The sequence below is a fragment of the Nostoc punctiforme PCC 73102 genome, from assembly GCF_000020025.1.
GTDB classification, from domain to species: Bacteria; Cyanobacteriota; Cyanobacteriia; order Cyanobacteriales; family Nostocaceae; genus Nostoc; species Nostoc punctiforme.
The window spans coordinates 1,956,381-1,970,986 of sequence record NC_010628.1; the positions used below are offsets into that span (position 1 = coordinate 1,956,381).

15 protein-coding genes are annotated in these 14,606 nt (G+C 41.2%); 6 read left to right on the forward strand and 9 right to left on the reverse strand.

The genetic code is table 11. The annotated features are described in order from the left end of the window. Positions 1 to 16: 16 nt before the first annotated feature. Positions 17 to 151 carry a 50S ribosomal protein L34 gene (rpmH, locus tag NPUN_RS38655; protein ID WP_012408291.1) on the reverse strand — a complete coding sequence of 45 codons (135 nt, stop codon included), beginning with the start codon at positions 149 to 151 and terminating at the stop codon, positions 17 to 19. A 104-nt stretch (positions 152 to 255) separates the two neighbouring features. Then, positions 256 to 768: a DUF2808 domain-containing protein gene (locus tag NPUN_RS08050; protein WP_012408292.1), complete on the reverse strand. Its 513-nt coding sequence runs from the start codon at positions 766 to 768 to the stop codon at positions 256 to 258. A gap of 761 nt (positions 769 to 1,529) precedes the next feature. On the opposite strand from NPUN_RS08050, the gene NPUN_RS08055 reads away from it, so the two are divergent. The 3 genes from NPUN_RS08055 to NPUN_RS08065 are packed head-to-tail and all read left to right on the forward strand — an operon-like array spanning position 1,530 to position 4,424. Beyond that, positions 1,530 to 2,696 (forward strand): Re/Si-specific NAD(P)(+) transhydrogenase subunit alpha, encoded by a 1,167-nt coding sequence (locus NPUN_RS08055; protein ID WP_012408293.1) that lies wholly within the window; start codon positions 1,530 to 1,532, stop codon positions 2,694 to 2,696. A gap of 31 nt (positions 2,697 to 2,727) precedes the next feature. Next, complete coding sequence (locus tag NPUN_RS08060; protein WP_012408294.1) at positions 2,728 to 3,021, forward strand: NAD(P) transhydrogenase subunit alpha part 2; 294 nt, start codon at positions 2,728 to 2,730, stop codon at positions 3,019 to 3,021. Next, positions 3,018 to 4,424: an NAD(P)(+) transhydrogenase (Re/Si-specific) subunit beta gene (locus tag NPUN_RS08065; RefSeq protein ID WP_012408295.1), complete on the forward strand. Its 1,407-nt coding sequence runs from the start codon at positions 3,018 to 3,020 to the stop codon at positions 4,422 to 4,424. The genes NPUN_RS08060 and NPUN_RS08065 overlap by 4 nt, the downstream gene beginning before the upstream one ends. Positions 4,425 to 4,545: 121 nt before the next feature. Here the strand turns inward: NPUN_RS08065 and NPUN_RS37390 are convergent, their stop codons facing one another. From NPUN_RS37390 to petN, 7 genes are all read right to left on the reverse strand, one after another. After that, positions 4,546 to 4,950 carry a VOC family protein gene (locus NPUN_RS37390; protein WP_012408296.1) on the reverse strand — a complete coding sequence of 135 codons (405 nt, stop codon included), beginning with the start codon at positions 4,948 to 4,950 and terminating at the stop codon, positions 4,546 to 4,548. Positions 4,951 to 4,975: 25 nt separating this feature from the next. Next, positions 4,976 to 5,314, reverse strand: coding sequence for a hypothetical protein (locus tag NPUN_RS08075; protein ID WP_012408297.1), 339 nt, complete (start codon positions 5,312 to 5,314; stop codon positions 4,976 to 4,978). Positions 5,315 to 5,568: 254 nt separating this feature from the next. Beyond that, positions 5,569 to 5,922 (reverse strand): type II toxin-antitoxin system PemK/MazF family toxin, encoded by a 354-nt coding sequence (locus tag NPUN_RS08080; protein ID WP_012408298.1) that lies wholly within the window; start codon positions 5,920 to 5,922, stop codon positions 5,569 to 5,571. A gap of 22 nt (positions 5,923 to 5,944) precedes the next feature. Then, positions 5,945 to 6,181 (reverse strand): hypothetical protein, encoded by a 237-nt coding sequence (locus NPUN_RS08085; RefSeq protein ID WP_012408299.1) that lies wholly within the window; start codon positions 6,179 to 6,181, stop codon positions 5,945 to 5,947. Positions 6,182 to 6,812: 631 nt separating this feature from the next. Then, positions 6,813 to 9,941, reverse strand: coding sequence for a GAF domain-containing protein (locus NPUN_RS08090; protein ID WP_012408300.1), 3,129 nt, complete (start codon positions 9,939 to 9,941; stop codon positions 6,813 to 6,815). A 152-nt stretch (positions 9,942 to 10,093) separates the two neighbouring features. Beyond that, positions 10,094 to 10,255, reverse strand: a complete 162-nt coding sequence (locus tag NPUN_RS41640) for a hypothetical protein (RefSeq protein ID WP_012408301.1) — start codon at positions 10,253 to 10,255, stop codon at positions 10,094 to 10,096. 7 nt (positions 10,256 to 10,262) lie between these two features. Then, the gene (gene petN, locus NPUN_RS38660; protein ID WP_012408302.1) at positions 10,263 to 10,352 is read right to left on the reverse strand and encodes a cytochrome b6-f complex subunit PetN; all 90 of its coding nucleotides are present in this window, start codon (positions 10,350 to 10,352) and stop codon (positions 10,263 to 10,265) included. Between the two features lie 278 nt (positions 10,353 to 10,630). On the opposite strand from petN, the gene NPUN_RS08095 reads away from it, so the two are divergent. From NPUN_RS08095 to NPUN_RS08105, 3 genes are all read left to right on the forward strand, one after another. Then, a complete protein-coding gene (locus NPUN_RS08095; RefSeq protein ID WP_041565995.1) occupies positions 10,631 to 12,517 on the forward strand; it encodes an ATP-binding protein in 1,887 nt (628 codons plus the stop codon). A gap of 30 nt (positions 12,518 to 12,547) precedes the next feature. Beyond that, positions 12,548 to 13,813: a hybrid sensor histidine kinase/response regulator gene (locus NPUN_RS08100; RefSeq protein WP_012408304.1), complete on the forward strand. Its 1,266-nt coding sequence runs from the start codon at positions 12,548 to 12,550 to the stop codon at positions 13,811 to 13,813. A 121-nt stretch (positions 13,814 to 13,934) separates the two neighbouring features. Then, complete coding sequence (locus NPUN_RS08105; protein WP_012408305.1) at positions 13,935 to 14,369, forward strand: hypothetical protein; 435 nt, start codon at positions 13,935 to 13,937, stop codon at positions 14,367 to 14,369. Positions 14,370 to 14,606 lie beyond the last annotated feature (237 nt).

The following is a 14,606-nucleotide window of genomic DNA, read 5'->3' on the forward strand; positions in this document are numbered from 1 at the left end:
TTAGGTTAAATATGCCCTAAACGCTCAAACGGTGACGGCCCTTTTTTCTCCTAGCTCTAATTACGTTTCTACCATCTGGTGTCCGCATTCTGGCACGAAAACCAGAGGTTCTTTTTCTCTTACGGCTAGTACCGCCTAGTGTTCTTTTCATACTGTTCTCCTCTTAGGTGATTTTTATAAAAACTCACAATCTCTAATTGTATCACTTTTTTAGTGAATTGGGAATTGGGCATTGGTTACACCCAATCAGCATTCTTAATTGATGCTCAAAATCCATGTTCCCATGTAGCGCAATAGTGGCACATCGCCAGGGGAAAGCACTTGGCAATTAAAGTAGTAAACTCCGCCAAAGGATGGGTTTTTCACGTTAGACAAGACTACCTCAACTGCGCTACCTGCTGGTACAGGCTCTTGGGGAAAAATATTAATTAGCTTACCTTCTTTGTCCCACTTCACCTCAGAAAGCGGAACTGCTTTGCCTTTGACTCGGACTTCAATTTTTTTCTGGTCGAAAGTTCCTTTGTAATAATCAGGGTAGGTAATGGCAAATTGACCAACTGCCAATTTCATTCTTTGGGCTGGAATCCTCAATATATATCGATCCCAACCATTGGCTTGTCCACCAAAATCTAACCGGAAGGGCAGTTGATTTTCGGCTTTAACGCCGCTAAACAGCGTAAATCCAGGTAGACTTTGTGCCCAAGTCAGGGCTGGAAATCCAGTCACTAAACAGCTAGTCACGGCTAAAGCGGAAAGTAAACGTCGCATAATTGAACTTCCTCTACCAAAAAATAAATCTGTTATCTAAAATAACCGTGTGTTAGTATTCGTTACTAAAGTTTACTACTCACTTCCTGACAATTGACGTTCAGTAACAACAAAAAGTGCCATCCTCCCTGATGTTTAGACAGTAGTAAAATTCCTTAGTGATAAATATTACATGTAATCAATTTACTTTATTACCCTTATAGAGTACTGTTTTGATGACTAGGTTGGTCAAATTTGGAACTCAATAGAAACACCGTTGGGATTGGATTGTGTTTCTAAATATGTATAAGTGTATCTAAATTTGAGAATTTTGTTATAAAAATTGAGGCGTGGCATCAGCGATCGCCAGTTAAGTTGGGCTAAATTGATTAAAATGAGTTGGAATCAAAGTCGTAATCATTAAAATTTGATTTGGAAATTATAAAGCCTTCAAAATTGGGTCAATATTACTCTATAAGACAGGAATACCAAAATTTCTCAATCCCGAAAATAAGCTGAAGATAAAGATGCAAAATTTGGGAATCAATTTAGGATGTGCAATACGTAACCCTGTTTGCAACTATCTGAAAATATGACATCTGCGAACGGCAAAGTCAGACATTGCCTGGACAGCTAAGAGTGGGAGAGGAAAGTTTCAAGGTTCAATCTACAAGTAAAAGTCATGGCTGATGTTCCTGCCTAAGTACTATGAATACGGGATATCCCTCATCTAGACAATTACTTACTGGGCAGAGATTAGGTATTTATCTTCAGGAGATTTCATGAGAATAGCAGTTGCTAAAGAAATTGAAGTTTGTGAACGTCGTGTGGCATTAATTCCTGACACGGTTGCTCGATTGGTAAAGCAAGGTTTGGAAGTCTGGGTAGAAAAGGGTGCAGGAGAGCGATCTTTTTTCAGCGATACTGACTATGAAGCCGCAGGAGCCACAATAATTGGCGATACTGCCAAATTATGGGGCGAAACAGATATTCTTTTGAAAGTCAGCCCACCACAAGAACGAGAAGATGGACGTTCAGAAGTTGATTTGTTAAAGGAAGGGGCTGTATTAGTCAGTTTCCTCAATCCTTTAGGAAATCCTGTTGTAGCAGAGCAACTAGCAAATCGGAAAATTACAGCCTTGAGTATGGAAATGATTCCCCGTACCACCAGGGCGCAAAGTATGGATGCTTTGTCCTCGCAAGCTTCATTAGCAGGTTACAAAGCAGTATTAATTGCGGCAGCTGCATTACCGAAATATTTCCCAATGTTAACCACAGCCGCAGGGACGATCGCTCCAGCGAAAGTATTTATTATGGGCGCTGGTGTCGCCGGATTGCAAGCGATCGCTACTGCCAGACGTTTGGGAGCAGTAGTAGAAGCCTTTGATATCCGTCCCGCCGTTAAAGAAGAAGTGCAAAGCTTAGGGGCAAAATTCGTTGAAGTCAAATTAGACGAAGAAACCGTCGCTGCTGGCGGTTACGCCAAGGAAATTTCCGAAGCTAGCAAACAACGCACCCAAGAAGTTGTCGCCGAACACGTCAAAAATTCTGATGTGGTGATTACCACCGCCCAAGTTCCTGGCAGACAAGCACCACGGCTCGTCACAGAAGAAATGGTGGCACAAATGAAACCAGGTTCAGTGATTGTGGATTTGGCTGCTGACCAGGGTGGTAACTGCGCCTGTACCGAACCCGGTAAAGATATTGTCTGGAATGGCGTAACGATTATCGGCCCCATCAATCTCCCATCATCGATGCCAATTCACGCCAGCCAATTGTATGCCAAGAACGTAACTTCGTTGATGCAATTGCTAATTAAAGACAAAGCTTTGCGGGTGGACTTTAGCGACGACATCGTTGATGCAGCTTGCGTTACCCACGCTGGTGAAATTCGCAATCAACGAGTGCGCGATGCGCTACAAGCTTTGAGCGGCGTTGGAGCAGGTTAATAGCCAAATTACCATAAGGAGTTTTGATTTCATGACAGAGGCATTACTTGCTGCTTTGTTTGTATTTGTGTTGGCATCATTTATCGGCTTTGAAGTCATCAACAAAATCCCACCGACTCTACACACGCCCTTAATGTCAGGCTCAAACGCGATTTCGGGCATTGCGGTACTGGGAGCAATAGTTGCTGCTGGTGCGAGAGATACGAGTGTGTCAGTAATTCTCGGTTTGATTGCTGTGGTATTAGCAACAATCAACGTTGTGGGTGGTTTTTTAGTGACAGACAGAATGTTGCAAATGTTCAAGAAGAAGGAGATTAAGGCGTGAGCGACTTTTTACCAACTGGCATTCAGCTGACGTACTTAGTCGCTGCATCGTTATTCATTCTGGGCTTGAAAAAGCTGGGATCGCCTGCTACTGCGAGAAACGGTAATATTGTAGCGGCTGTGGGGATGCTGCTGGCAATTGTGGCAACAATGCTGGATCAGCATGTGTTGAACTACGAGATGATATTGTTGGGCTTGGCGATTGGATCGGGAATTGGTGCGATCGTTGCCTACAAAGTCCAAATGACCGAAATGCCCCAAATGGTGGGTTTACTCAACGGTTTGGGCGGTGCGGCTTCCGCATTAGTAGCCGTTGCCGAATTCTGGCGGTTATTAGATAGTTCTCAGCCGATACCCCTAGATGTCAACATTTCCATGCTGTTGGATGTGTTAATCGGTGGTGTTACCTTCACGGGTAGTTTTCTAGCCTTTGCTAAATTGCAAGGTTTAATTAGCGGTTCTCCGATTACATTTCCTTTCCAGCAACCATTTAACCTCTTGCTTTTGGGTGCTTATATAGTAGGTAGTGCCTATTTAATCATCACACCAGATAGCTTACCCATATTCTTGGGAGTGGTTGGTGTTTCTTTAGTGTTGGGCGTGATGTTTGTCATCCCCATTGGTGGCGGCGATATGCCAGTAGTAATCTCGCTGTTGAACTCCTTGTCAGGTGTGGCGGCGGCGGCGGCTGGATTCGTGGTGATGAACAATATGTTAATCATCGCTGGTGCTTTGGTAGGAGCATCTGGTTTAATCCTCACCGAGATTATGTGTAAGGCGATGAACCGCTCCTTATTTAGTGTGCTGTTCAGCGCTTTTGGTACAGGTTCTAGTTCTGGTGGTGCTGCTGCTAGTGGTGGTGCGATCGATCAAAGTGTCCGCAGCATCGATCCTGAAGAAGGAGCGATGATGTTGGGTTATGCCCGTTCTGTGGTAATTGTGCCTGGTTATGGTATGGCAGTTGCCCAAGCGCAACATAGCGTCCGGGAATTGTCAGATCAGTTAGAAAAAATGGGCGTTGATGTCAAGTATGCCATTCACCCTGTTGCTGGGAGAATGCCGGGACACATGAATGTGTTACTTGCAGAGGCAAATGTGCCTTATACCCAGTTGTACGACATGGATGATATTAATCCCCAGTTCGATCAAGCGGATGTCGCTTTAGTGATTGGAGCAAATGATGTGGTAAATCCGGCGGCGCGGAGTGATACAAATAGCCCGATTTATGGTATGCCGATTTTGGAAGTAGATCGGGCGAAGCAGACGATTGTAATTAAGCGCGGGATGAGTACGGGTTTTGCCGGTGTAGATAATGAATTGTTCTACAAGGATAAAACTACGATGCTTTTTGGTAGTGCTAAGGATATGGTGGCGAAGTTGGTTTCGGAAGTGAAGCAACTTTAACGAACCGCCAAGACGCGAAGGGCGCGAAGTAAAGAAAGAATTAGAGAGTTTGTTTGCCTTGGGATTTAAGAATCTTAAGGCAAGTTTTTTAGTTAAGGAAAGAATCTGAAAATTAGGCTAATCAATTTGAATTACGCCAAAAAGCTCCAATATGATTACCATCTAGGTCTTTGACAGAAGTACTATAATAGTTGTCTTCTCTTAACCCTGGTTTTTCAATTTCAGTAGCTCCATTTGCTATGGCAGCCGCAAAAAATGTATCTACGGCACTCTGATTTTTAGCTGGGAAACTAGACAAGCTAGTAAACAGTTGGGTAGTTCCTGGAAGATCGCGGGTTTCAATAAGTGACAAAACTTTTGAATCTGAATCTTCGTCTAAACAATATTGTGCTTCTCTCATGCCGTTTGCCTCAAAGTTCTTACAGCGAGGAAAACTTAGTGCTGTCATTGTAGCATCATAGAATACTAAACTGCGCTCAAAATCATATACTAGCAATACAGGGGATATATTAATTGTAAATGTCATTTTTTTGTTTCCTAAGTAAATTTATTTAAGCTAAATCCTTGTAACATTGGGGACAATGATAAATTGAGGCATTAGCATCTGTGCTAAAAGCCATATTGCAAAAAGGACAAATAGCCATAGGATGATGGCATTGTTCACAGCCCATAACATCAACAGCATCTGTTGCACTAAGTAAATCGACAAAGGATTTTCCTTTAGTCCAAAAAGTTTTAGTCACACCAGAAAATATTGCAAATACGATATTAGTATCAAAGTACTGATGACTAAAAAGACGCTCTTTTTCACATATAGGGCATACTCCTTTCCATACAGATTCTAATCTTTTTCCAGAACCTTCATGTAAGGTAAGCTTGACGATAGACATTAATACACCTGACTCTCAGATTTACGTTTTTTATTATACTTTATGCCTCTTTGTAAGTCCTTGTAGATTGATAGGGATTCATTACAGTATAATTAGTATATTTACTTAAGTAGTATTCTCTTCTTCCTCTATGTACTCTGCGTCTCTGTAGTTCGTTAAAAAGAGCGATCACCTGCAAAATCTTCAGCGTGCGATCGCCCTCTGCTTCCTCTGTGTCCTCTATGCCTTGAGTGGTTCGTTAAAAAAAGCGATCGCTAATATATTGGGTGAGAAATATTTAAGACAACAGCTAATGCTTGACAAATAAGTTGCATTTCTGAGTCAGAGATTTGACCTAGTTTTCTAACTAATCTTGTTTCTGAAACTGAACGTATTTGAAAAGTATCTACACCAGAAACTTTAGCTAAACTGTTCTCTGTGCTTGGTTCCAGGCGCACCATCCAAGGTCTAACAGCATATCTTTCTTTCCAATCCGTAACTGGGACAATGACCTTCAAAGGCAAAATCCCAATAGCATCATCATTGACTATGATACAAGGACGTTTTTTGCTAATTTCTGTCCCTACTGTTGGATCTAAATTAACTAACCAGACTTCACCTCTATACATAATTTCCTGAGTTGTGTAAGTCTTAATCTGGATAGTCGCAAAAGTCTTCTCCCTCTAAGTCAGAGAATATATCTAATTCACTACCAGGTGCATAATCTGCAATAGCTGTCACTGCCGCTAGTGTTAATTGGCGTTTTTGCTCATCTTTGGTAAGTGAGTGTTTTTCTTGAAGAACTAATTGCAGGGCTGACTCAGCTATCTTCAGGCGATCGCTTATGCTCAGGCTTGGGAGTGCTTGGAGAATTTCTTTAGTTTCCATATTAATTCATAGAGCAACTTATATTACTAATGCTAGTGAAATTATAATAAGCGATCGCCTAAAAAATCTCCACAGTGCGTAGGCAAACGCGAGTGCGTCTCTCGTTCTCTTTTTCCTCTGTGTTCTCTGCGTCTCTGTGGTTCGTTAAAAAGAGCGATCGCTAAATCTCCACAGTGCGATCGCTTGGTTCATTTTCTAAATTTCTTGCCATTCTCTAGCATCAATAAAAATAGATAGATGTTTTTTATTGCTTGTGGCAATAATAACCTCATGCCCGTAATTAGCAACTAAAATAGATAGCTTTATTATCTGCTGTAAATTTACCTTGATTATAAATACCTTGCAAGTAGATAATTTAAAAACACGAGTAGATATTAATCAGTTTTAGCACTGGTAATCATATTATATTTTAGCGTGAATAACTATTTTAGTTTACTGAGAACGTCCCGACGTTTACATGGTATCGAACGGATCAAGAATCGGTTCCTAATCGAGTGCGCCTATTGTGTGACATAAAAAAGCGATCGCTTCGCTCTCTTTTTGCTCTGTGTCCTCTGCGCCTCTGTGGTTCGTTAAAAAAAGTGTAGGCGATGGCGTAGCCTCTCGTAGAGAAAGCACCGCCCATTTTTTCTTAACTAACTGTCCGTTTGAGCGGGATTTCTATCCAGAACTCACAGCCTTTGCCAGGTTCAGAAACACACTTGATATTACCGCCGTGTTTTTCCACAATGATTTGGTAGCTAATAGATAACCCCAAGCCAGTACCTTGTCCAGGTTGTTTGGTGGTAAAGAAAGGTTCAAAAATGCGCGATCGCTTAATCTCTGGAATTCCACAACCATTGTCAGCAATCCAAATCAGAATAGTATTTCCTTCGATAACTTCTGTACGAATCCAAATTTTAGGATTGTCAATTTTTTTTCTACTAGTTGCTGAGTTTTCTAGTGCATCGATCGCATTGTTGAGAATATTCATAAACACCTGATTCATCTGGGCCCCATAGCAGACTAATGGAGGTAATTCACCATATTGTTTAACTACCTCAATAGCAAAAGAATTAGTCTCTGGTTGCAGCCGATGTTGTAAAATCAACAAAGTACTGTCGATACCTTCATGAAGGTCAACGGGTTTCATTCCTGTTTCATCAAGTCGAGAAAAACTTCGTAACGACAAGACTAATTGAGAGATCCGATCTGCCCCCATCTTCATTGAAGTAAGAATTTTGGGTAAGTCATCACTAATAAAATCTAAATCCAGTACTGCTACTTGCTTTTTAATTTCCTCTGTTGTCTTAGGATACTGTTTCTGATAAAGACGCAGTAATTTCAATAAATTTTCGGCATGCTCAGTAACATAAGTGATGTTGCCATAAATAAAACTAATCGGGTTGTTAATTTCATGTGCTATACCAGCAACTAACTGCCCTAAACCTGCCATTTTTTCACTTTGAATTAACTGGCTTTGAGTGTGCTGTAATTCTTTAAGAGTCTGGGTCAGTTCTTCTTTTTGACGTTGAGTTTGTTCGAGTAATTCTGCTTGCTGAAGTCCTACCCCTAACTGAGTACCAATCTGCATCACCAAATCTACCTCATCCTCTTGCCAATCACGGGGCTTGATATTTTGATAAGCTGCTAGTAATCCCCAAAGTTTCTCACCCTGAAAAATCGGCACAATCATATATGCCCTAGCCTGCATTAGCTCAAGCAGGGCAATATGACAGATAGAATAATTGGCGCTATAAATATCTTTAATGACAATACTTTTACCATTAGCAAAATTTCTACCTTGGGTTTCTTGTAAGTAATCATCTGCAACTACGGGTACAATCTCCCTTACTGGTGTCCAACCTTGGGCTAATGACTCAGCAACAAATTCACCACTCCAATCAGCCCGGAATCTATAGATTGTGACTCGATCAACTTCCAATAACCTTCGGACTTCTTCTGTACTAGTAGCAAAGATGGTTCCAATATCAAGAGACTGGCGAATTTTCTCCACTGTTGCGGCTAACGCCTTTTCCCTTTCGGCTGCTTTCCGTTCTCGCTCGGCAGCTTTAGCTAGTTTTTGAGTCTGCACCTGCATCTGTTTCAATGACTCAGCTTGCTGTAATGCTACCCCTAATTGAACGCCAACTTGCGCTAATAAGTTTATTTCCTCATCTTGCCAATAGCGGGGCTGGGAGTTTTGATAAGCTACTAACAATCCCCACAACTTCTCACCCTGAGAAATTGGTACAAAAGCTTCATTCCGTGCATACTTACCCGCTTGCTTTCCTTGCACAAAAACACCTTCTGTCACTGGCTGCGGCTTAACTATTGGTGTCCAGCCATCAACAATAGAATCGGCGACAAATTCGCCACTCCAATCAGGATAGAAGCGATAAATTGCCACTCGTTCCACTTCTAATAGCCGACGGACTTCTTGAGTTGTGGTTTTAAAAATGGCTTCAATTTCCAAAGACTGACGAATTTTTTCTACAGTGTTCGCCAACGCCCTTTGTCTTTCAGCAGCTTTACTAATCTCTGCTGCTTGGATTTGCATTTGTTGAATAAATTCCGCTTGCTGCAAAGCCACACCTAATTGCGTGCCCACTTGGGTAAGCAAGTAAACCTCATCTTTTTGCCAATCACGGGTTCTGGCGTTCTCATACACTGCTAGCAAGCCCCAGAGTTTCTGACCGTGGTAAATAGCAATGATTACATAAGCTCTTGCCTGATAAATTTCTAAGATTTTTATGTAGCAGTCGCTAAAACCTGAATTGTAAATATCATTACAAATTCGGTATACTTCACAACTGCTAAAGCTACCACCTTCGGTATCTTGTAAGTAGGTATCAGCAACTGGGGGTTTAGCTAAATCTTTGGCGCTACATTCACTAACATTTTCACTTAATTCCGGCCGCTGCAATTGTTCATCTATGAGGGAAATCCAACCCTCTGCCACTGATTCAAACACGAATTCACCACTCCAATCAGGATTGAAGCGATAAATAGCCACGCGGTCAGCATTTAGCAGCTGCCTAAGTTCTACGGTGCTTGTGCGGAAAATGCTTTCTAAGTCTAGAGACTGACGAATTTTCTCAATGGTTATGGCTATGGTTTTCTGCCATTGGGCTGCTTTTTCTCTGGCTTTTGCTTGTGCTAGTTGTGCAGATTGTAATTTGACTTGTTCCAGGTAATCTGCTTGCTGTAAAGCAACTCCTAGATGTTCGGCGATTAATTGCACAAACTCAATTTCTGATGCTTCCCATTGCCGAGAACTACTACACTGATGAATACACAATAATCCCCATAAATTTTTACCTTTTATCAAGGGGGCAGTTATATTGGCACGTACTTGGAATCTTTCTAGAATCTGGATGTAGCAATCACTAGCATTAACTTGATAAATATCAGCTATTGCTCTAATACGACCTTGCTGATACAAGCTTGCGAATTCCTCACTAAAGCAGTGGTCGCACAATTTGGCTGCTAGTGCCGAATCCCATTCTGTGGCCACATCTTCATAGATAAATTCCCCTTCCCATGCCAAATCAGGATACAAACGAAACACGCCAACCCGATCGGTTTTCAGAAGTTGGCGGACTTCAGTGACTGTAATTTTGAAGATGGTTTCTATGTCTAGAGACTCGCGGATGCGGGCAATAACTCCAGACAAGGCTTTTTGTTGCTCATTCTGACGCAAGGAGGATGTCACAGCTGAATGCGATTCTTGCTGTTCTGAATTTGGTTCTATGGGTTGAGTAGTAGAGGAGTTTTCCATTCCCAGTGGGACTTTAAATATTGAAAGTCTTCTATCTCATGATTCCCGTTGCGATCGCAAAGGTAACAGTTATTTCCTTAGAATGCCAAAAAACAATGTAGGGACACGATACTATCGTGTCCCTACAAGAACATTTTTCAACCACGAGAAAATTATCGCCGCTTGGGAGTGGCGCTGCGGCTGGTGCGTTTCTCTTCATCTCGGCGACGGCGATCGCGCCAATCTGCCACGGTTAAATAACCAATACCACCGGTGACTACTACGAGCAGCAGTACGGCAACTAAAGCTAAAATACTCAAAAATGGACTTTCCACAATGCCTCTACAGTCCGTTACGTCCCCAAACTACCATTGCAATTGACCAAGTGAACACAACTAACAGCGATACCCAACCTAGTGTCAAAATCTCCATAGTCCCGCTTTTCAAATAATTACAAAAGGTTTCTAATATTTATCATACAGGGATTGGGCAGGCTGAGATTTTTTTATAATAAATGGCATTGTAACTTTGGCTGGCGATGTCTACGACGGGCTACGCCTACGCAAATATACACATTTTTCTTGGTAAGCTAGCACTTCAAGCATTAATAAAGACGAATGTAAAAAAATAGCGATCGCGCTTTCCTACTAGATGCTTTGGGAATACTAGGGTTACGGGTATATATTCAAAATCCTACAACCCCTAGTATGATGCAGACATTTTTCAACTATCCTTTCCAATCTAATGGTTTTATTCCCCACGGACATTGTTATCTCTGGCAAACTGGATTAGTTTGGCTCCACATTATTTCTGATGCTACGATCGCTCTGGCTTATTATTCTATTCCCTTCCTACTGATTTACTTTATTTCCAAACGCAAAGACGTTCCTTTCAATGGAGTTTTTTTGTTATTTGGTGCTTTTATCATTGCCTGCGGTACTGGACACTTAATGGATATTTGGACGCTTTGGTATCCAGACTATTGGATTGCAGGTGGTTTAAAAGCTTTAACTGCCATTATTTCAATATACACGGCATTTGCGTTATTTTACCTCATGCCTCAAGCTTTAGCACTACCCAGTCCAGACCAGTTAGAGGCTATTAATCGAATACTTTCAACAGAAATTGTCGAGCGCAAGCGTATTGAGAAAGAACTACGTCAAGCAGAAGAAGTTGCTCAAAACTCTAGCCAAGCCAAGAGTGAATTTCTGGCCAATATGAGTCATGAACTACGCACACCTCTTAACGGTATCCTGGGCTATACACAAATTCTCCAACGCACAGAATCTTTAAGTGAAAAAGGACGCAAAGGACTCAGCGTTATTTATCAATGTGGTTCTCATCTTTTAACCTTAATTAATGATGTCCTGGATCTCTCCAAGATCGAAGCCCGGAAGTTGGAATTGTATCCTGTTGATTTCTACTTGCCTGCCTTTATAGATAGCGTGACTGAAATTTGCCGCATCAGGGCAGAACAAAAAGTCATCGCATTTAACATTGAAATCGATCCTAATTTACCAACGGGTATTCATGGTGATGAAAAACGCTTGCGGCAAGTACTGATTAACTTGCTTAGTAATGCCATGAAGTTTACTCATCAAGGCAGTGTTACTTTCAAAACTCAGGTCATCAATCAAGAATCAAATGCTAATGGAAAAACTAACTACAAAATTCGCTTTGAGGTAGTAGATACTGGCACTGGCATAACCCCTGAACAAGCCGAAAAAATATTCCAGCCCTTTGAACAAGTGGGAAGTCAGAAACGACAATCTGAAGGTACAGGCTTAGGATTAGCAATCAGTCAAAAAATTGTTTTGTTGATGGGTGGTCAAATTAAAGTGCAAAGTGAATTTGGCAAAGGTAGCACTTTCTGGTTTGAGGCAAACTTGTCAGAATCTAAAGACTGGGCAAAGGTTTCTAGAGTAGTTGAGCAGGGAACTATTATTGCTTATCAAGGAAAAAGGCGCACCATTTTGATTGCAGATGATAAATGGGAAAACCGATCGGTAATTGTAAATTTACTAGAGCCAGTTGGGTTTACTGTTGTAGAAGCTAGTAATGGTCAGGAAGCATGGGTACAGTCCCTAGCCCACAAACCAGATATGATTATCACTGATTTAGTGATGCCGATATTGGATGGATTTGAGTTAATTAGGCGTTTGCGTCAGTCTGGGGCATTTAAAGAAATTCCGATCGTCGCTTCGTCAGCAAGTGTGTTTGCAGTCGACCAGCACAAAAGTATTGATGTAGGTGCAGATGCCTTTTTACCAAAGCCTGTAGAAGCTGAAAATCTACTGGAAATGCTACGACAGTTTTTGCAACTAGAATGGATTTTTGACGCTAAGGTAGACGCTATCAAAAAAAATTCTCAAGATAGTTCTAATCAACACAATGAGATGATTCATCCTAGCAAAGATGTTTTGCAAGAGTTACTCGAACTATCACAAGATGGCGACATTCAAAATATTTTAGAACTGGCTGAAAAACTTTCTGCATCTGATGAGAAACTAAACATGTTTTCCCAGCAGCTCATGCAGCTTGCTAGTAATTTCCAACTCAAACGTTTGGAAACTTTTATTGAAAAATACATCAATTAATTTCAGTTAAATTCCAATTTCTAATTCATCATGATCAAACCCCTAAATCACGAATTTATTTTAATTGTGGATGATAATCCGACAAATTTATCTGTCCTGTGTGCAGCGCTCAATAGTGAAGGTTTTCGTTTCCGTGTTGCAGTCGATGGAGAAACTGCGATTGCCCAGGCTGAACGCAATCAGCCAGAGTTGATTTTGCTGGATGTACAAATGCCGGGTATTGATGGATTTGAAACTTGTCGTCGTCTTAAAGCCAATCCTGCCACCCAAAACATTCCGATTATTTTCACTACTGCTTTGGCGGATACAGAAAGCAAAACGAAGGGATTTTCTCTTGGCGCAGTAGATTATATCCCTAAACCGTTTGCACAAGAGGAAGTCATTGCGAGAGTGCGCGTACATTTACAGCTCAAAAAATTGACTGAATCTTTGGAACAACAAGTTAGCGATCGCACAAAGGCTTTGCAACAAGCCCAAGTCCAATTGGTACAGCAAGAAAAACTATCAACACTCGGAGAGTTAATCGCTGGTATTGGCCATGAAATCAACAACCCCATCAATTTTATTTCCAGCAATATTCCACCCTTAGAAGAATACATTGCAGGAGTAACCGAGTTGCTCCTACTGTATGAACAAGAGTATCCCAACCCAACAGCTAAAATTACTACTGCGATTGAAAGATTGGATCTGAACTTCGTTCTCGAAGATATGGGAAAAATTGTGAACTCACTTCAACTAGGAAGTGAACGAATTCAAAACCTTTCTAATTCACTCCGCAACTTTTCTCGTTCGGATAGCGATACAAAAATACCTGCTGATTTGCACCAAGGGCTAGATAGTACACTAATGATTTTGCAACACCGCCTCAAAGCTAATGGCGAGCGTCCCAGTATTGAAGTTATTAAAAGTTATGGAGTATTGCCAGAGGTAAATTGCTATCTAGGGCAAATGAATCAAGTATTTATGAACATTTTGGCAAATGCAATTGATGCCCTTGATGAAGCTATAATGCAAGGCAAAATGAGCAATCTAATTCCTGAGATTAAAATTGCAACAGAGGTCGATTCTGAACAATTAGTTATAATTCGGATTGCTGATAATGGAATTGGTATTCCTGAACGGCTTAAAAAACGCTTGTTTGAGCCGTTGTTTACTACAAAAAACGTTGGGAAAGGCACCGGACTTGGCTTGTCGATTGCTTATGAAATAGTTGTAGAGAAACACAAGGGTGTATTAGATGTAAATTCTCAACCAGGTACAGGAACCGAATTTACCATCAAAATTCCTATAGAATAGAAGCATTTAATTAATTACAAAGCTGCTCTAGCATTTATCATACTGGAGACAAGAAAAAATTTCTCTAATACCTAATCACTAATTTCTATATAGAGTGAATCCAATTTTAGATCCTCAATTAATGGTAGAACGCATAGAATCCCTCAAAGCTGGAATAGTTGGAGGTTTCTCTGTGTGTTTTGTTTTTGTACTTCTCAGTGCTTTGAATACTTTTGTACTAGCAAAGTATTTTCAGAACCTTGCAAGTCTGCACAGTGATGTTAACTGGCACTTGTGGGTGAGTGGTGCAATCGCAACTTTTAGTGGCTTACTATTTGGTGTCACTTACCGCTATATCATCCGCTCAGATAAAAATCCCCAACTTAAAGCTGGTGGGGTTCTGGCCTTTGGTTTGGTGCGGGGATTGACTCAGATAGAGCTTGGGTTGAATTCAAATATCACAATTTGGTCTTTTTTGGTATTAGCGGCAGAAAGTTTATTGTGGTTTGTGTTTGCTGCGATCGCTCTTGATTTTGCGATTAAACTCCGTTGGGTTAAACCTTTTTCATCAATCTAAATTCCTTTCTCTAAGTCTACTAGTCGCATATAGATCAATATGGTTCATTTAAGGCTAATAGTCTTTGTCAAAGTCATTTTTTAACGTAGACGCGGAGCGACTTTCCGCAGGCTACCGCAGAGGCACAGAGAAGCCAGTGCGTTGGGGAGACAGCGCCGTGGGCGGGTTTCCCGACTTGAGGCGACTGTCGTCGGGTTCCCCGACTTGTAGCAACTGGCGCGACACAGAGAAAAGAAA

Excerpts from the sequence above, each read along its gene's own strand:
- NPUN_RS08095 (WP_041565995.1), top strand. The coding sequence starts at position 10,631 with ATGCAGACATTTTTCAACTATCCTTTCCAATCTAATGGTTTTATTCCC.
- NPUN_RS08090 (WP_012408300.1), bottom strand. The coding sequence starts at position 9,941 with ATGGAAAACTCCTCTACTACTCAACCCATAGAACCAAATTCAGAACAG.
- NPUN_RS08075 (WP_012408297.1), bottom strand. The coding sequence starts at position 5,314 with ATGTCTATCGTCAAGCTTACCTTACATGAAGGTTCTGGAAAAAGATTA.
- NPUN_RS08080 (WP_012408298.1), bottom strand. The coding sequence starts at position 5,922 with ATGTATAGAGGTGAAGTCTGGTTAGTTAATTTAGATCCAACAGTAGGG.
- rpmH (WP_012408291.1), bottom strand. The coding sequence starts at position 151 with ATGAAAAGAACACTAGGCGGTACTAGCCGTAAGAGAAAAAGAACCTCT.
- NPUN_RS08050 (WP_012408292.1), bottom strand. The coding sequence starts at position 768 with ATGCGACGTTTACTTTCCGCTTTAGCCGTGACTAGCTGTTTAGTGACT.
- NPUN_RS08055 (WP_012408293.1), top strand. The coding sequence starts at position 1,530 with ATGAGAATAGCAGTTGCTAAAGAAATTGAAGTTTGTGAACGTCGTGTG.
- NPUN_RS37390 (WP_012408296.1), bottom strand. The coding sequence starts at position 4,950 with ATGACATTTACAATTAATATATCCCCTGTATTGCTAGTATATGATTTT.
- NPUN_RS08100 (WP_012408304.1), top strand. The coding sequence starts at position 12,548 with ATGATCAAACCCCTAAATCACGAATTTATTTTAATTGTGGATGATAAT.
- NPUN_RS08060 (WP_012408294.1), top strand. The coding sequence starts at position 2,728 with ATGACAGAGGCATTACTTGCTGCTTTGTTTGTATTTGTGTTGGCATCA.
- petN (WP_012408302.1), bottom strand. The coding sequence starts at position 10,352 with ATGGAGATTTTGACACTAGGTTGGGTATCGCTGTTAGTTGTGTTCACT.
- NPUN_RS08105 (WP_012408305.1), top strand. The coding sequence starts at position 13,935 with ATGGTAGAACGCATAGAATCCCTCAAAGCTGGAATAGTTGGAGGTTTC.
- NPUN_RS08085 (WP_012408299.1), bottom strand. The coding sequence starts at position 6,181 with ATGGAAACTAAAGAAATTCTCCAAGCACTCCCAAGCCTGAGCATAAGC.